Consider the following 16,653-nt stretch of genomic DNA (forward strand, 5'->3'; position numbering starts at 1 on the left):
TACTATGAATAAAATCTACTCCATCATTGGTCTGCTGGCATTTAGTCTTATTCACAATGTAGCGATTGCGCAAGGGGATCAAAAACCCATTGCACCCATTAAAACAATTGCTTCGCTTGATGTACCTCGCTACCAAGGCACATGGTATGAGATCGCGAAATTTCCAAATTGGTTTCAGAGAAAATGTATAGCCGATACGAATGCCACTTACAAGATCAAGGATGATGGCAATGTCAGCGTCACTAACCGCTGCACCTTTGAAAATGGTGAAAAAGGTGGGGCCATAGGTACTGCAAGGCAAATTGGCAACTCCACCTCCCCCACCTTGGAGGTTCGCTTTGCTCCAGCTTGGCTTGGATTTCTGCCAATGGTCTGGGGTGATTACTGGGTAATCGACATTGACCCCGAATATCAATTAGCAGCCGTGAGTGACCCCAGAAGGCAATACCTTTGGATTCTTTCCCGCACCAAGACGGTTGAGCCCAAAAAGTATCAGGCGCTGCTAAACCGCCTAGTAAATGACAACGGCTTCAGTCTCGAACAACTGAGCCTGACACCACAAAATTAAACTGAAAATAAGAATTTGATAAAGGTAATTCCGATAATCAATCCAGAAAATGCGATGATCCCAATCACATAGATTTTGCCGGTTTTATTTCGTAAGTTTGTTGCGCTGTTATCTCTCATTTCCATTTCCCTTCAGTAGTTAGAACGAATTTACAACTGCTGCTGAATGACCCTTTAAACTTTCGCAAAACCCAATAAATGGGCGGTATCTTTAAAGAAAATCTTGATGTGCGCCAAAGGGTCACGGCGTACAAGTTTTTTGTTCATATAGGATTCAAAGGTTAAGCGCTGAACGTCTTTATCTTCACACATTTTGACAAAGCGCTCGCGACGTTTGTCGTTGTTGTACCAAAAACGCTGCATGATTCCGAGAACTAAGAATACGGTACCGTGTTCTTTCATAAATTTTTTACGGGCTTTTGCTAAAACCTTGCCATTGCCAGTAACGAGAAGCTCTTCTACTGCTTCTGCAGCTACTCGGCCACCATACATGCCATAGTAAATCCCTTCACCCGAAGCTGGAGCTACCACGCCAGCAGCATCACCGGCTAACACTACATCTCTACCGTTATCCCATTTCTTCAAGGGCTTCATTGGTAAGGGTGCGCCCTCGTGTCGCAGCATTTCAGCATTCTCAAGACCAGTCTGTTTTTTAAGGGCGGTAACTGCGCTGCGTAAGGAAAAGCCTTTATCAGCAGTTCCTGTACCAATGCTCATGGTATTACCATGCGGGAATATCCAGCCATAAAAGTCAGGAGATAAAGCGCCTTGATAAAACACATCGCAGCGGCTGCCATCAAAGTCTGCCGGCGGATTTTCAGGAACCTTGACGATCTCGTGGTACGCAAAGACATATTCAACTTCCTTCGCGCCGGGGATAGCCTGGCGCCCAACTCCGGATTTGGCACCATCTGCACCAATTACTGCCCTGGCACGTACCGATACGGTTGTGTCAGGCACACTTTGCTTGCCACCTCGGACGACATATTGGACCACTGAGACGCCATCTTCATCACGACTGAGTTTTTCAAAAATACCCGTTCTTCTTTCGGCGCCATCATTGGCGGCACGGACACGCAAAAATTCATCAAACTTATCGCGATCGACCATCCCTACAAAGCCACCCTCAATATGCATATCTACTGCCTTATCTGATGGCGCAATCATTCTGGCGCAATTGGCCTTGGCGACTAAAAGCTCATCAGGGATTTCAAAATCCTTTATCAAGCGTGGAGGGATAGCCCCACCGCAAGGCTTAATTCGGCCCATACGATCCAATAAGAGTACTTTACGACCTTTCTTAGCAAGGTCACTTGCAGCAGTAGCTCCAGTAGGACCACCACCAACAACTACGACATCAAAGGTTTCTAAAGTACTCATTCTGATCTCCATATATTGAGTGCATTACTTCATCATTAATAACTTACACGCCAACCAATTGCTTTGATAATTCGTTTGTTTGTTTTTGCGTGCGTGTCTGATAAGACAAGTAGGCAGCCACCACAAATAAAACACCTTCTAAGAAAAAGACAAAGGCATACGCAGAGGCAGGATCACCTAAAACAATCCTCGCGATATCGCTTAAGCCAGTTCCAATAATTCCACCTAAGCCAAAGGCCATCGCTTGCGATGCACCCCAAATACCCATTCGAACACCTTCACGCTGTGCGCTACCAACACTGGCAAATTGCATCATCGATCCAATAGCGGCAATAGAAAATGCGCCATTGAAAATGCCCAATAAGAAAACAGCCACCTTAAAGAAAATCACGTTATCAATGGGGCCCGATAAAACAAGGCCTAGCATCGCCAAGGCTGAAGCAAGACAGCCGCCAATAGTCCAAGTGCTTAATGACGTTAAAGTCTGAGATTTCGCTTTGGTGGTGATAAAGGCTAAAAAGAGCATTCCAAGGAGGACGCCACCATTTTGTAAGCCAGATAATGTCGTTGTCTCTGCGGGAGAGAACCCAAAGGCAACTGCTGCAAAAGGTTCCAAGATTAAATCTTGGGAGCTATAGGCGAGCATCGACACAAAGACAAACCAAGTAAACGAACGCACCCTACTTTCTTTCCAAACCTCAGCAAAGGCTTCACGAAAATTTGCTTTGGCAGGAGTTACCTCTGATTGAATCGCATCTGTGTTGGCGGTGGACAGCTGAGTTTTTGACGCTGGGGACTCCATTCCCCAAATTGCTAGGAATGTCACCGCCACTGCAATGGCAGAGACGGTAGAAGATACTATTAAGAGGCGCTCAAATGAAAAAGGTGTCAGAAACTTTCCGCTGACACTGGCCGTAAAAGCAAAACCGAAAATCATCATTAACCAAACGCAGGTAGCAGCAGCAGCCTTCTTTTTAGGCTCCACACGTTTTGCCAGAAGAACCAACAATGCAGTGCCACTAGAACTAACGCCAACACCAATCATTAAGAAGGCGATAGTGGCTAGTGCAATACCTAATCCTACTGAGCTATTTAACAGAATCGTTGAGGCAGCAGCAAGTACCCCGCCGCTAGCTAATACTAATATTCCCCCGCGAATCCAAGGAGTAGCTCTACGTGTTTGGTCGGAGCCAAAACCCATGCGTGGACGTATTAGCTGAATAAAATAATGAATCGCTACTAATGCACCAGGCAGGATTGCTGGTAGAGCTAATTCAACTACCATCACACGATTTAACAGTGAAGTAGTTAGAACCACAATTGATCCCAAAGACGCTTGGACTAAACCAAGCCGTGCAATTTGGGGCCAAGTGAGATAGGTGGATTCAGAAGCGCTCATAGTGAAATAAATTAATTGACCGAGAAACGTCCTGCCACTGCAAATGCACTTACCATCATTCCTGCAACAAACAATGGCACCCCAAAACCACTCAGAAATAATGCCTGCTTGACTGGATCAAGCAAGAAATTACGCATCATCACTATTTGCCCTGCTATCAACAGCACAATCACACCAGCCTGCCAGTAAGCACCCCAGATCAACAGGAGGCCAAAGACGCCAAACTGTGGGGCCAACATCATCAAACATGCATTCTCAGCGGCGCCTGCAACACCGAGTTGGACAGGCAAGGAAAGTACCCCCATTTGACGATCACCCTCAATTGCTTTGAAGTCATTCAAGGTCATGATGCCGTGTGCGCCGATACTATACAAAATAGCCAGCAAAATAGAAGGGGTTGAGGGAAACAAATCACCCATCATTACTGCTGATCCTGTAAACCAAGCAAGACCCTCATAAGAAATTCCACAAGCCGCATTACCTAACCAACCGTTTTGCTTAAAGCGTAATGGCGGCATGCTGTAGAACCAGGCCAACAAAAGACCGAGTAGTGTTGCCACACATGCCCAGGGACTAATTAGCCAGCCCAATAAGAGTGAGAGACCAGTCCAAATAATGGCAACGTATAAACCCCAAGCCCCAGGCATCCGACCAGAGGGAATAGGACGCTGCGGTTCGTTAATAGCATCCACTTCACGGTCAAACCAATCGTTTACTGCCTGACTAGCAGCGCAGACCATCGGACCAGCGAGAATGACTCCAGCGACCAGCAAGTGCCAACGCCCCTCAAAGGAAACGCCAGTTGCAATCACTCCACAGGCAAAAGCCCACATGGGTGGAAACCAAGTAATGGGTTTGAGCAACTCTAAAATTGCGGATGGCGCAGGAAAGCGGCGCATAGTGGACGTGTTTATGATCGCATCCCCCATTTCCACAAGCCTTCGCTAGAAAAAGGAACCACCATCAAAATATGCTCTAAGACTGCCAAGGACAAAATAGCGCCAGTCAATGACATTGAGGCAACCACGAAATCACTCGCATTCGGATCGAGCGCAGCTTGCCATAATGGAATTGCACAAAGAGCACCGCCAATCACTGATATCGGTAGCAATGGATTCATTGGCTTACAGGTGAAGTAAGTAAAGATATATTTGAGATGATTTGGCAGGAAGCGCTCATTGAGATTTAGAACGCCCAAAAAGATATTTAACTTCGCACTTTGCCTCATGAGCCAAAGAATCATAAAAGTCCAAAATCCAGTCTGATTTGAGCCACCCCAAGTCATTACGGTCACAGCAAGTGCCAGGATTACCAACGCAACCTCATGATGCTGGATCGTCTTAAATGCAAGAAATGCCTTTTGCCAACCCCGACAATTTTCTGGGCAAGGATCTCGACGAGGACCGGTAACGTAACCAAATAAGAAGCCGATTTCTTGCCAACCCCAAACCAAAATGGCACAGGTAAAGCCGCAATAAGCACCGGCTACTGTACTTAAATTAGCACTGGTTTTTAGTCCGACTAAAGCTAAAGCTAAAACCATACCGCTCACCCAAAAAGCATTTTTATAGGTCGAAGGATGACGTTGGTTTAGCAAGAGAATAATTCCCGTGCTAAACCACCATATAAAAATGGAGTAGAGGATGGGCCAAACAATGCTCATCAGATTACCAGGAAGGAACCATGCGAACATCAGCCGGCAAGGCATTGTCTTGAACTGGCATGAAATACAACTTCAAAAATACAATACCAGCACGAGCGCCTAAAACGGCAGTTTTCAACTTGTTGATCAGGCCACCCTCTTTTTTATAAACATCCATCTTTTCGAACAGCGCCCTCATCTCTTCAAGGTACTGATAGAAACGGGGGTCATCCAAATTCACAGAAATTGGGAATACCTGCTTAATAATTTCATTGGTGATGAAAAGAACCTTCTTGTCGTAATCCGTTGGGGAGATCTTCATCGCCTTGTAGAGTTCAATGCGAGTATGGTCACGCACATACATCGTGGCATATACCGCAAGGATGAAGAAACGAATCCATAGCTTATTAACACCTTGGAGCAACTTCGGATTGGCACGCATGATTAATGCAAAGGATTCACCATGGCGGAACTCATCGTTACACCAGCGCTCAAACCATAAAAAGATCGGATGAAAGCGTGTTTCAGGGCGATTTTCAAGTTCTCGGAAAATGGTGATGTAACGGGCATAACCAATCTTCTCTGAAAGATAGGTGGCGTAAAAAATAAACTTAGGTCTAAAGTATGTATATTTCTTAGATTTCGCTAAAAAGCCTAAATCAATACCGATATTGAAATCCTTGAGCCACTGATTAATAAAGCCAGCGTGACGGCTTTCATCTCTGGCCATGTAACCAAATAACATGCGCATATCTGGATTAGTGACCTTACGCTTAATCTCTGCATACAAAATGCATCCAGAGAACTCAGAAGTAATAGAGCTGATCAAGAAATCCACAAACTCGTCATATAAGGCTGGATGTAGATTGGAGTAATTTTTGTCCATATCTGCAGGGCGTTGAAAGTGATCATGATTATTGTCACCTTCATACTCTGCCATCAATGCATCCCACTCAGGGCGCAAGGAATCGATGCTGATACGATCCATCTCTTTAAAATTGGTTGTATAAAAGCGCGGGCTCAATACAGCATCTTCCAATGCCATCTTGGTAGATTCATTAATTTCACCCTTTGCAGGGATTTGACTTTGCAACATACTTTCTGCGCTATCTAAATTCATTTCCTACTCCAAATAAAAAAGAAAAAAATTATTTCACTGTTGCTGCTAATTGCACTGGGTCAAGCAATTTAAAAAATGTTCCAGCATTGGTAGGTCCAAAAGACTCCAGATCGACCATGCGACCCGTTGCGGTATCAGATAAAGTTAAGCGACCATCCGCTCTATAAATAAGCTCAAACGGTGGCCCACTATCGAGCCCCCTGCGCTTTCTTTCTTGAGCAAGCCCGCGCAAAGTACCCCTAATAAATCCTGCCTCACCCTGAACGGAGTCGATCTGCTGCCCAGTTTTGTAATTCAATACAGCAATCGAGCCATCTGGCCGATCTTCAAAGCGTAACTGCAAGACTTTCACAGGCGCTGCATCCGGCTCTCTCACCTGACTTAAATCGCGGCTATTAATAAAAACCAACAGCAACACAATGACAATGCCAGCGGCTACTAGTATCTTAGCCACGGGCGATAGAAAATCTTTTCTTTCTGGAGCACTCATGCCGCCTGCACTCCCGCTTGCTCAACTTGAGCCTCATGAACTTCCATTTTGCTTAGTCCGGTAGATGCCATCCAGGCTTCTGTCAATATGGTTGCAACTGCCTTGGCATTAGGAACGCAACGCATCATAGGCTCTGGTGTCGCTAAACGCCATGGACGCACATGGGGCCATAAATGAAAGAAGGCAATCTTATCCTCGGTAGCAATCTGCATCGGAATATCGCCCGTTCCATCTTTGTATAGCTTGAGATCTGCACTGCCCAGAGTCTTATAAGGGAGATTAAATGTTACTGTTAAAACAATACCAACTCTCATCACGATGCGACGGTTTGTTAAGGTGTACATAGTCGTTGTTGCTGACCAGTAGGCCAATAGTCCAACCAACACAAGACCAATCACGGCTAGGAAGAAGGCAAGCGCTAAGCTACTCCACCCTTCAGCCAAACCACCCTCACTACCTGATACTGAAATCGCTTGCCAAATCACAATCACCGCAAAGTACAAGCTAAGCCACTGCAAACGAAATACATGCTTTGCCATAGAGATCCAATTGGGAGCGCCCTGCCACAAGATCACTTCATCTTGTGGCAATGGTTCTGGCAGCCCTAAGGCAGCTTCAAACTCATACTCTGCTGATTGATGTGGTTTTTGATTCACAAATTACTTTCAATAAATAGCTATTAAATAAGAGGTTCTTGGCGCTCAGGGGTTGCATACAAAGTGCCACCACCAAAGTAAGCCATGATTTTCTCTTCTTCCAGTAAGGTAATTTGATCCTGACTCCTTAAGCCTGGCACCAAAGCAAATTGATTGGCAAGAATCGATTCAACTTTGATATAGTCCTGATGAATTCGAGTGAAATTGATCGGTAGTAATACTCTTCTACCGCCAAACTCTGGCAAGGTTTCAATTTCAAAATAGCGAATCACTACCTCGGCCTGATCAATCCAAAGTTCTTTCACGGTGCCGGCGATCAATCCATCGTCACCCATGACCTCCATGCCAACTGGAGTCTTATCTTGTTTGGCTACAGTAAATTGACCGAGTAGACGTCCAGGCAGAATGCGCTTTTGACCTTCTGATGTCATATCAGGAATGTCTGCACGCTTTGTAAACGCGCCAGGTCCAACCCCATCTAACATTGGGTTTCCGGTTGGGACTAAAGGAGCGCCATTTAAATAACTTGAAGGTCTAGCGGCTACCTTTTCAAGGGGCTCATCTTTTGGGACGGTGACATCACCCCAATATTCCGTATGAAAAGTTTTCGGCGCTGGCATACCCGCAATTCCGGCAGCTCGGCGCGTTTCACCACGAACATCGTATTCGAGTGGAAAACCTTCACGCTTACTTTCGACAGTAAGGTAGTACACAAGTGCTGCAAAAAATACCCAAAATGCATACAGCACCAATTGCGCAACATCTACATATTCTGTAATTGCTCCGGTTGCCATCTTGCTCTCCCTTTTAACAATAACGCTTATCGTGAAAAAACATACTGTGCCACTAATTAACTTGGCAATTCATCTAAACCAAACTTCTGAGAAACATTGATCCTGGGCTGCTTGTTCATAACAACTAGAGGTCCAATTGCGATCAAAGTAATAAACAACAAATAAAATTCAATGTGGTACACAAAGCTATAACCTGTAGCAGCGGAAATCAGGCCATCACCTAGCAAGCCACTGGTCGCTAGACTAGAAATCACATCACGAATCACGCCGCCAGCTGCAATAGCAATGCCCGATGCGGTAGCGTGTACTGCACCCCAAGCACCAAGTACTAAACCATTCATGCCGCCTGATTCAAAACTCATTGCAGCAGTTAAGGTGCTTACGGAAAATAAGCCACCTCCAAAGCCAATCAAAAATGCACCGCAACGAAATAACAGAGGCGAAAGTAAAGGCTCAGAAAAAATGACGCAACTAAATGCCAGAATGCCAAACAAGGCGCCAATTGAGGCGAGGCGATAGGGATCAATGGAGCGATTTAAGTAACGTGCCGCTACAGCAAAAGCAGTCAGAGCCCCTAATGAAGTTAGGCTGGTCAATACTGTAGTTGCGCTGACAGATAAGCCCAACACTTCAGCACCATATGGCTCCAAGATAATGTCTTGCATACTAAATGCTGCAGTACCCAAACCCAAGGCCACTAAAAAACGCATCACTTTGCCTTGTTTCGCAAAGGTAGCCCAAGTCTCTTTAAAGCTTGGAGTTTGAATTGAGTAAGCCGTTAAATGGGGTTGGCGAGGTTCTTGCTTCCAGACTGCAATGACATTGAGCAACAAAGTAGTGGCTGCAACACCCTGCACAACACGAATTAACAAAATAGGTGTGACATCAATGAGCAAATAACCAAAGATCGCACTACTCACCGCCATACCAACCAACAGCATCATATACATGAGTGCGACTACTCTAGGCCTAGCCTCAGGTTCAGCCAGATCTGATGCTAAGGCAAGACCGGCAGTTTGGGTTGTCTGCATGCCAGCACCCACTAATAAAAAGGCTAGCCCAGTTGCTGCTTGTGCAAACCAAGTAGGCCATGTGGTGTCACCTGACAGCAGAATTAATGCAAACGGCATGATTGCAAAGCCACCAAATTGCAACCAAGAGCCAATCCAGATATAGGGCACTCTACGCCAGCCAAGAAAAGACTTATGACTATCACTCTTAAACCCAATTAATGCTCTAAAAGGAGCAAATAGCAAAGGTAGAGCAACCATGATCGACACTAAAGCAGCGCTTACTTGCAACTCAACAATCATCACGCGATTGAGAGTGCCAATCAGCATCACCATTGCCATGCCTACCGAGACCTGAAATAGCGATAGCCTCAAGAGGCGACTGAGTGGTAACTCTTTTGTGGCGATATCAGCAAAAGGCAAGAATCTTGGACTTACTCGCTTCCAATTTTCAAATAGCTCTTTGCCGCGCCAGGTCAGAGTAAACATTTTCATTGCTATCGCGCCGTATTTTGCTTGGCCTGCTTCTTGCTGAGACGCATAGCCTGTGAAAAATAAAAAGCACGCTGTACTTTTTGGGTGCTTACTGGTGCCCAATCAGCTAGACCATCATGCTGACTAAAAGTTCTGGTGAGGGAATCTATCGAAATCGGTTGAATAAACGGTGATCGATCGCTACGAGGAAATAAGCTACCAAGAGTGAGCAATGTACTCAGTGCTGCATTGTTAGGAGCAAAAGTAAAGGCGATATTGGATCGCGTACGATCGGCAAGCTTGGCCATAGCATCAGCAATATCTAAATGGTGATAGTGAATCATGGAGTCCATACAAACAACATGATCAAATTCACCCAGGGCAGGATCAAGCATATCGCCTGAACGAAACTCAATAGAGCCCGCTCCAAAATCATTACCAATTCTCTCGCGAGCCAAATCAACTAAAGTGGGTGATAAGTCAATCGCCAGGACATGTGCTCCGCGCTTAGCTAAATCGGCTGCTAACACACCAGTGCCACAGCCAGCATCCAACACTCGATGGCCAGTCAAATCGCTAGGTAAATAACTGAGCAGTAGGTGGCGCATCTCTTCACGGCCTGCTCTGACCTTGGCACGAATACCGCTCACCTTCGCAGTCGAAGTTAACTTCGCCCAAGCATCGACTGCCGTTCGATCAAAGTATTCCTCTAGTTGGCTACGTTTTTGGGTGTAGGAGTTTTTTTGCATTAGTTCACAGAGTCTTTTAGATTATTTCAACCAAGGGGAATATATATAGGCAAGGAGATGCGCAATGATCGCTATAAATCCAAAAAATTGTGCCCCTTGAACCAGATTGCGATGCAACTCTTCCGCCTCATCCACACTTAAGCCGGTTAAAGTAGCGTGAGAGCTATTAACGCTTGCTGCTTGAGCAGCTTCAAGGCGAATAGCCTCAGCGCCAAGCTGAGACTCGCGCTGCTTCTTCTCCTGATCTAAGCGCGCCATCCGCAACTTCCAAATAAATTGGCCTGCATTGATCACATAAGTTGCATATGCAGCTAATGCCAAAATCATTAATTGATATTGATCTAAGTATCCTGTTGCTAAAGCCACTAGATATAAAGTGTGTAAAAGCAATACCAACATACTGAAGACATCTTCCCAGAAGAATGCCGGTGCAAATAAGTAGCAATTGAAAACCACTTTTTCCCAAATGCATCCAGTAAGCATGATGGTGTAGAGCGTTAAGGTTTTCACCACCACCGAGATATTGGCTGCAGACTCCCCTTCTCCTGTCCACAAAAAACGCAGCACTAAATATAAGCTCACTAAAAAAACCAAAAATTGAACAGGCGCTAAGATTCCTTGGACCAAGGTCCATTTAGTCTCGTCTCTTCTTACCCTTTCCTCTGGGGTGTAAAGTGGCTTATATGTTTTTTCCATGCACAGTCTGCTGTATTTTCCAAAACAACTTTTAGACAATCGTTAACGCACTTTTTAAAGCAAAAAGTGTCACAGAAAGTTTACGGTATTTAAGGAAAGAAAGTCCTCGGGATAACCCTAGACTAGCGTTTCCCCTATGGAAAGTCTGTCAAGAAGAAGGCTAAATAGTACGCAAGCCAAATGTTGTCTTTTTAGGACAAATTGGGCATTTTTTTGCAATGCAGCATATTTTCGGTGTGAATTTGACACCCTACATTTTGTGTTCCTAATTACATCTTTGGGAGATGGGCCTTGTCGGAATCGCTGAAAAAAACAATTCAATCTAATTTAGGCGAATTAGATAATACTGAAATGATGCTGTGGCTCAATAAAACCATCGAGTCTGAAATCATCCCCCGCTTACTCATGGGGCATAAATTAGTTTCCGCCAATGGTTTAAATGGCGATGAAACTGAGATTGAGGTGAAGCAGTCTGAAATTGTCGACTTTTGCCAAACATTAATAGATGGGCCAGTAGAGGACTGCTTCTCCTTTATAGAACGCATGAAAAAATCGGGGCATTCTCTTATCTCCCTCTATGTAAATCTCATCCCAGCTTCTACTAGGCGCTTACAAGAGCTTTGGGAGAACGATGAAAACAGTTTTACGGAGGTTACATTAGCCCTTGGGCGTGCTCAGAACCTGATTCACCAGCTTAGCCCCATCTTTGTAAATCAAAGCAATTTCAATGAGTTTCAGGGAAATGCTCTTCTTGTTAATGTGCCGGGATCACAGCACACCCTAGGCATCTTAATGTTGGGAGAGTTTTTCAAACTAGCCGGCTGGAATGCAATGGTTGAAATTGAAATTTCTAGCGAAGAGTTAAAGGACCGTATTCGCTTGCAAGCCTGTGATTTAGTTGCCATTTCAGTCTCAACCGAGGCTCAGTGGGATACAATGGAATCGTTGCTGAAAGAAATAAAAATAGTCTCAAAAAATAAAGAGATATTGACGATGGTGGGTGGCCCGTTATTCGACTTCAAACCGGAGCTAGTTAGCGCCTGCTCTGCAGATGTTTGCGCCCTTACGGCAGAAGAAGCTATTAAGCGAGTTTCTGACCTGTTATCACAAAGAAATCGCTTGAATTAAGATGACCATTTCACTGCAACCACATAATCTCTTTCAGAACTTAAGCAGTGAAGAGCTTAGCCATTTAGCGCAAGCATCCGCGGACATCTCTTTTGTATTAGACGACTCCGGATCAATTCAAGATATCTACTCCCATAAACAAAGCTTAGCCAAGCATATTCCAGATAACCTCATTGGGAAAAAATGGTTGGAGGTGGTTGAGCCTGACAGCAGAAAAAAAGTTCAGTACTTGCTGGACGATGCCAATCAAGACAATATTTCCAAATTTAGACAAATTAATCTCTCTAGCAATGCGAAAGATACGTCGCTGCCCATAATGTGTGCCTCAATCAAGGCGCTATCGAATCAAAAGATCATTGTTATTGGCAGAGATCTTGCAGAAATCGCTCAGCTACAACAAGATTTGGTTATAGCTCAGAAACAGATTAGTCAAAACTTTCTACAAATCAATCAGCTAGAAGAGCGTTTTCGCTCTATCTTTGAAATTGGATCTGAATCCATCATCATTCTTCAAGCAGGCGATGGGTATCCAATAGTCGAGATGAATAGCAATGCTATTAAGCAACTGCTGGTTGCCAAAAAAGATTGCATTGGAAGATCGTTTCTATCCCTTCTACCTGCCGATGAACTCAGTAAAGTAACCAGCTTTTTTCAAGAGATGCTCGAAATCGGGGAGTCCAGAGAATTAGATACTTCTTTTGTTGGTGGCAAAAAAATTCAAATTAGCGCAAGCTCTTTTACCAATGGCGGGAAGCTCCACTTACTGCTGAACCTCAAGCCACTGGATCACGCTCAAGCAGCCCTTATGCTGGAGTCTGACTCTTTAACTGTGAAGGCCATAGAAAATAATACTTACGGTTTTGTTGTTTGTACTCCGGAAGGTCAGATTCTAAAAGCCAATAAAGCCTTTATTAAATTAAGTAATGCCAAGGGTGAGCAAGAATTAATTGGCACCTCTGTACAAAATTATCTAGGCTCAGAGACGGCGGATTTTGATCGCATGATGCAATCCCTCAAGGGAAGAGCTAGTGCGCAATCCTGCATCTCCTCTATTAGCAACAATAGTAGTGGCTTTAAATTGGTCGATATTTCAGCGGTATCTGTGGCTCATCCTCGCGCATGTATTGGGATGATCTTCCGTCAAATGGATTCGAGAGAAAATAAAGAAAAACGCATAGACAAAAAACTGGTGCGCAGCTCTGAAGAACTATCCATGCTGGTTGGAAAAGTTCCCCTTAAAGATATCCTTACCGAGACAACTGACTTGATTGAAGAGCTTTGCATCAAAGCTGCTCTAGATTTAAGCAATGACAATCGCGTGTCAGCCTCTGAAATCTTAGGCTTATCACGTCAAAGCCTATACATTAAATTACGAAAATACGGCTTAGTAGATAGCGATATTAAGGCGATTGACTAGAAAGCCCGTAATGAACGGCCAAGTTGCCTTAATGGTTCTGGTTGATATCCAATTATCAGCAAAAATTAGCGGCATTCTCAGACTCATGTTTGCCCGCCTAGGACTCTGGAAGACTCCGGGACTTAAATTCTATAAACATATGGGTTCAGGAAAAAATGGTGGCTTCTCCATTCATCCAAGCGGAACCCATCAGGCACTATTTTGCGTTTTTCAAGACATAGCCAGCCTAGAACAGTTTTACCAATCCTCTAGATTAATTCGCTGGTATAGAGCGCATGCTCAGGATTTTTTTTCAGTCAAACTGAAGGCATACTCCATCAAGGGCCAGTGGTCAGGCTTTGCCCCACAGATTACAGCTGAAGCACCCTCTTCCGGTCCAATCGTATCGATCACCAGAGCATCTATTAAGCCGCAGTATTGCATCCCCTTTTGGCGCAAGCAACCTGCCGCAGAAGTCTCGCTTCAACACTCATCTGGCTGCATTATTGCTGCTGGAGTTGGTGAAGCCCCTTTCTTTCGACAGGCGACTTTTACTATTTGGGATTCCCAAATAGCAATGGATCAATATGCCCGACAAGGTGCTCATCAAAATGCGATTCGAGCCTCCTTAAGTGGGCATTATTTTTCTGAATCTATGTTTTCGCGCTACATCCCTTTTGATGCAGATGGCAGCTGGAAAGGTCGCACCCTTGTCTAAATTGCCAGTCGTTATTGTCGGCGGCGGCATTGGTGGCTTAAGTTGCGCACTGGATCTAGCATCCTCTGGAGTTGAAGTGATTCTGATTGAAAAAGAGGGTCAATTGGGAGGTAAGATTCGGCAATTAAATTGCTCTAGCGATCCCACCTCTCCTGCACCAATAGATTCTGGGCCTACTGTCTTCACCATGCGCTGGGTTTTTGATGCACTCTTTCAAAAAGCAGGTACCACCTTAGAATCTGAATTAAAGATTACCAAGTTAGAAGTCCTGGCTCGTCATGCCTGGAGCAAAGATGAGCGGCTGGATTTATTTGCTAATGCCGATCAATCAGCTGAAGCGATTAAGGAATTTTCTTCTGCGGCGGAAGCGGATCGCTTTGTTCAATTTTCTAAGCAATGCCGCAAACTCTATCGAGCACTTGAAAAACCTTACATGCTTTCTGAAAAGCCCAGCTTTGGCGGCATGATTACTGATCTCGGAATATCTGGCTCTAAGGTCTTATACGAGATTGGCTTATTTAATAGCTTATGGAAATCACTCGGTGACTACTTCCATGACCCCAGATTGCACCAATTGTTTGGGCGATATGCAACCTATTGTGGTTCGTCGCCCTATCAAGCACCCGCCACCTTAATGTTGATTGCCGATGTTGAGGCGCAAGGGGTATGGGCAATTGAGGGGGGTATGTACAGCCTAGTCAAAGCCCTTCAGAAGTTAGCGCAAGATAAAGGTGTCAAACTGGTGACTGGCCAAGCTTGTGAAGAAATCTTAATAGAGCGAGGTCGTGCTAGTGGGGTGAGATTAGCTGATGGCACCAGTATTAAAGCCCAAGCAGTCATTTTTAATGGTGACCTGGCTGCGCTTCAAACAGGTTTACTCAACCCCTCTAGCAAACAATCATTAAATGCCAAAATGACTCCGCCTAGCCCTACCAAAAGGTCGCTTTCTGCTGTTACCTGGTCGATCAATACGAAAACAGATGGCTTTCCTTTGGTCAGACATAATGTGTTTTTTAATCAAGGCTATCGTGCTGAGTTTGATGATATTTTTCAAAAGCAACGCCTTCCTAAAAAGCCAACGGTTTACGTATGTGCACAAGATCAAGGCGATACATATCAAGCCAGTTTGAAATCACAAAGACTGCTATGCCTAGTCAATGCACCAGCAAAGGGCGATCAGTCAGAATTTAGTACGCAAGAAATCGACGCATGTGAACGCGAAACTTTTAATCTTCTACAACAGTGTGGTCTTAATATCGACTTGGATAGCGCAATATGCCAACGTACAACGCCCTCTCTTTTCAATCAACTCTTTCCAGCAACGGGGGGAGCTCTATACGGCCAAGCCAATCATGGCTGGATGGAAACTTTTGGGCGAGCTTCAGCGCAAAGCCCGATTCCAGGCCTTTATCTAGCGGGGGGCAGCGTACATCCAGGGCCGGGAGTGCCAATGGCAGCACTATCGGGACGAATGGCGGCCGCAACTCTGATGGATCACCTCGGTTTGATCAAGCTGTCGGGCAGAACGCTTATCTCTGGTGGTACATCGATGCTCTAAGTGATGATGGCAAGAACGGCATAGTACTGATTGCATTTGTTGGTAGCGTTTTCTCGCCCTACTATGCCTGGGCAAGAAGAAATGATTCTTCAGTTAACCCCGAAAATCACTGCTCCCTAAATGTTGCTATTTATAGCCCAGGGAAAAACCGTTGGGCAATGACTGAGCGAGGAGAAAAACAAGTCTCCCGAAACTCCTCCGATTTCGTCATTGGACCAAGCAGCCTGCATTGGGATGGCAATAAGTTAACAGTTCAGATACGGGAGCGTGCAGTGCCTTTTGGGCAAAAGATTGCAGGTACCGTTGAACTCTACCCCAATACTTTATTTAACTTTAGTACACCACTAGATGCTGCTGGCAAACATCGATGGGGGCCTCTTGCCCCATCAGCGCGAGTCAAGGTGAACTTACATTCTCCAGATTTGCAATGGGAAGGCAATGCTTATTTAGACTCTAATGAAGGTGATGAGCCTATCAGCGAAGCTTTTCATGAATGGGACTGGTCACGTGCAGAGATGAGTGGTGGCAGAACTTCGGTGATCTATGATGTGCGAGAAAAGAATGCTCAAGAAAATCTATTGGCACTCACTTTCAACCCCAATGGAACAATTGACCACTTTGAACCTCCCCCAAGGCAGGTTCTACCAAAAACGATATGGGGGATTCGAGGGCATATGCGCAATCAAAACTCTGAGACCTTGAGAGTGCAAAAGGTTTTAGAAAATACGCCTTTTTATACTCGCTCTGTTTTAAATTCTGAACTGTTGGGAGAAAAAGTGCTCTCCTTTCATGAAACCTTAAGTGTTCCAAAGTTAACCTTGGCAACAACTCAGCTCATGCTGCCTTGGAGAATGCCCCGCAAGACCTGGTAACTTT

17 protein-coding genes are annotated in these 16,653 nt (G+C 44.9%); 6 read left to right on the forward strand and 11 right to left on the reverse strand.

All coding sequences use genetic code 11. The features are described 5' to 3' along the window. The first annotated feature begins 4 nt into the window (after window positions 1-4). Window positions 5-568 (forward strand): lipocalin family protein, encoded by a 564-nt coding sequence (locus tag FD977_RS06960; RefSeq protein ID WP_215304457.1) that lies wholly within the window; start codon window positions 5-7, stop codon window positions 566-568. A 173-nt stretch (window positions 569-741) separates the two neighbouring features. On the opposite strand, the gene FD977_RS06965 is transcribed toward FD977_RS06960, so the two are convergent. From FD977_RS06965 to bchF, 11 genes are read right to left on the reverse strand one after another with little or no spacing between them, the layout of a single operon-like run. Beyond that, entirely contained in the window at window positions 742-1,947 is a 1,206-nt protein-coding gene (locus tag FD977_RS06965) for a geranylgeranyl diphosphate reductase (protein ID WP_215304459.1), read from the reverse strand. Between the two features lie 43 nt (window positions 1,948-1,990). After that, a complete protein-coding gene (locus FD977_RS06970) occupies window positions 1,991-3,346 on the reverse strand; it encodes a BCD family MFS transporter (protein ID WP_215304460.1) in 1,356 nt (451 codons plus the stop codon). Window positions 3,347-3,357: 11 nt separating this feature from the next. Next, a complete protein-coding gene (gene chlG / locus FD977_RS06975) occupies window positions 3,358-4,245 on the reverse strand; it encodes a chlorophyll synthase ChlG (RefSeq protein WP_215304462.1) in 888 nt (295 codons plus the stop codon). 11 nt (window positions 4,246-4,256) lie between these two features. Further along, a complete protein-coding gene (gene puhE, locus FD977_RS06980) occupies window positions 4,257-5,009 on the reverse strand; it encodes a putative photosynthetic complex assembly protein PuhE (RefSeq protein ID WP_215304465.1) in 753 nt (250 codons plus the stop codon). Window positions 5,010-5,013: 4 nt separating this feature from the next. Then, window positions 5,014-6,108 carry a magnesium-protoporphyrin IX monomethyl ester (oxidative) cyclase gene (gene acsF, locus FD977_RS06985; RefSeq protein ID WP_251369454.1) on the reverse strand — a complete coding sequence of 365 codons (1,095 nt, stop codon included), beginning with the start codon at window positions 6,106-6,108 and terminating at the stop codon, window positions 5,014-5,016. Between the two features lie 28 nt (window positions 6,109-6,136). After that, window positions 6,137-6,562, reverse strand: a complete 426-nt coding sequence (gene puhC, locus FD977_RS06990; protein WP_251369455.1) for a photosynthetic complex assembly protein PuhC — start codon at window positions 6,560-6,562, stop codon at window positions 6,137-6,139. A 32-nt stretch (window positions 6,563-6,594) separates the two neighbouring features. After that, the gene (gene puhB / locus FD977_RS06995) at window positions 6,595-7,254 is read right to left on the reverse strand and encodes a photosynthetic complex putative assembly protein PuhB (RefSeq protein ID WP_215304469.1); all 660 of its coding nucleotides are present in this window, start codon (window positions 7,252-7,254) and stop codon (window positions 6,595-6,597) included. A 23-nt stretch (window positions 7,255-7,277) separates the two neighbouring features. After that, window positions 7,278-8,048 (reverse strand): photosynthetic reaction center subunit H, encoded by a 771-nt coding sequence (gene puhA, locus FD977_RS07000; protein ID WP_215304470.1) that lies wholly within the window; start codon window positions 8,046-8,048, stop codon window positions 7,278-7,280. Window positions 8,049-8,104: 56 nt separating this feature from the next. Continuing rightward, window positions 8,105-9,553: a BCD family MFS transporter gene (locus FD977_RS07005; protein WP_305849422.1), complete on the reverse strand. Its 1,449-nt coding sequence runs from the start codon at window positions 9,551-9,553 to the stop codon at window positions 8,105-8,107. Window positions 9,554-9,555: 2 nt separating this feature from the next. Continuing rightward, window positions 9,556-10,281: a magnesium protoporphyrin IX methyltransferase gene (bchM, locus tag FD977_RS07010; RefSeq protein ID WP_215304472.1), complete on the reverse strand. Its 726-nt coding sequence runs from the start codon at window positions 10,279-10,281 to the stop codon at window positions 9,556-9,558. Window positions 10,282-10,302: 21 nt separating this feature from the next. Next, entirely contained in the window at window positions 10,303-10,977 is a 675-nt protein-coding gene (bchF, locus tag FD977_RS07020; RefSeq protein WP_251369456.1) for a 2-vinyl bacteriochlorophyllide hydratase, read from the reverse strand. A gap of 351 nt (window positions 10,978-11,328) precedes the next feature. On the opposite strand from bchF, the gene FD977_RS07025 reads away from it, so the two are divergent. The 5 genes from FD977_RS07025 (at window position 11,329) to FD977_RS07045 (ending at window position 16,649) form a co-directional block, all read left to right on the forward strand. After that, window positions 11,329-12,105: a B12-binding domain-containing protein gene (locus FD977_RS07025; protein ID WP_215304474.1), complete on the forward strand. Its 777-nt coding sequence runs from the start codon at window positions 11,329-11,331 to the stop codon at window positions 12,103-12,105. A 1-nt stretch (window position 12,106) separates the two neighbouring features. Beyond that, window positions 12,107-13,522 (forward strand): transcriptional regulator PpsR, encoded by a 1,416-nt coding sequence (gene ppsR / locus FD977_RS07030; protein ID WP_215304476.1) that lies wholly within the window; start codon window positions 12,107-12,109, stop codon window positions 13,520-13,522. A 10-nt stretch (window positions 13,523-13,532) separates the two neighbouring features. Next, complete coding sequence (locus FD977_RS07035) at window positions 13,533-14,219, forward strand: spheroidene monooxygenase (RefSeq protein ID WP_215304478.1); 687 nt, start codon at window positions 13,533-13,535, stop codon at window positions 14,217-14,219. Then, window positions 14,188-15,777: a 1-hydroxycarotenoid 3,4-desaturase CrtD gene (gene crtD / locus FD977_RS07040; protein ID WP_305849423.1), complete on the forward strand. Its 1,590-nt coding sequence runs from the start codon at window positions 14,188-14,190 to the stop codon at window positions 15,775-15,777. Before FD977_RS07035 ends, crtD begins: the two co-directional genes overlap by 32 nt. Window positions 15,778-15,935: 158 nt before the next feature. Further along, window positions 15,936-16,649, forward strand: a complete 714-nt coding sequence (locus tag FD977_RS07045; protein WP_251369457.1) for a carotenoid 1,2-hydratase — start codon at window positions 15,936-15,938, stop codon at window positions 16,647-16,649. The last annotated feature ends 4 nt before the right edge of the window (window positions 16,650-16,653 follow it).

This window comes from Polynucleobacter sp. AP-Elch-400A-B2, assembly GCF_018688355.1.
GTDB lineage: Bacteria > Pseudomonadota > Gammaproteobacteria > Burkholderiales > Burkholderiaceae > Polynucleobacter.

Bases quoted from the DNA above. Each gene is read 5' to 3' on its own strand.
- bchM (WP_215304472.1), bottom strand. From the start codon at position 10,281: ATGCAAAAAAACTCCTACACCCAAAAACGTAGCCAACTAGAGGAATAC.
- FD977_RS06965 (WP_215304459.1), bottom strand. From the start codon at position 1,947: ATGAGTACTTTAGAAACCTTTGATGTCGTAGTTGTTGGTGGTGGTCCT.
- chlG (WP_215304462.1), bottom strand. From the start codon at position 4,245: ATGCGCCGCTTTCCTGCGCCATCCGCAATTTTAGAGTTGCTCAAACCC.
- acsF (WP_251369454.1), bottom strand. From the start codon at position 6,108: ATGAATTTAGATAGCGCAGAAAGTATGTTGCAAAGTCAAATCCCTGCA.
- FD977_RS07025 (WP_215304474.1), top strand. From the start codon at position 11,329: ATGATGCTGTGGCTCAATAAAACCATCGAGTCTGAAATCATCCCCCGC.
- FD977_RS06970 (WP_215304460.1), bottom strand. From the start codon at position 3,346: ATGAGCGCTTCTGAATCCACCTATCTCACTTGGCCCCAAATTGCACGG.
- puhA (WP_215304470.1), bottom strand. From the start codon at position 8,048: ATGGCAACCGGAGCAATTACAGAATATGTAGATGTTGCGCAATTGGTG.
- puhE (WP_215304465.1), bottom strand. From the start codon at position 5,009: ATGAGCATTGTTTGGCCCATCCTCTACTCCATTTTTATATGGTGGTTT.
- FD977_RS07035 (WP_215304478.1), top strand. From the start codon at position 13,533: ATGAACGGCCAAGTTGCCTTAATGGTTCTGGTTGATATCCAATTATCA.
- FD977_RS06960 (WP_215304457.1), top strand. From the start codon at position 5: ATGAATAAAATCTACTCCATCATTGGTCTGCTGGCATTTAGTCTTATT.
- FD977_RS07005 (WP_305849422.1), bottom strand. From the start codon at position 9,553: ATGAAAATGTTTACTCTGACCTGGCGCGGCAAAGAGCTATTTGAAAAT.
- crtD (WP_305849423.1), top strand. From the start codon at position 14,188: ATGGCAGCTGGAAAGGTCGCACCCTTGTCTAAATTGCCAGTCGTTATT.
- FD977_RS07045 (WP_251369457.1), top strand. From the start codon at position 15,936: ATGACTGAGCGAGGAGAAAAACAAGTCTCCCGAAACTCCTCCGATTTC.
- bchF (WP_251369456.1), bottom strand. From the start codon at position 10,977: ATGGAAAAAACATATAAGCCACTTTACACCCCAGAGGAAAGGGTAAGA.
- ppsR (WP_215304476.1), top strand. From the start codon at position 12,107: ATGACCATTTCACTGCAACCACATAATCTCTTTCAGAACTTAAGCAGT.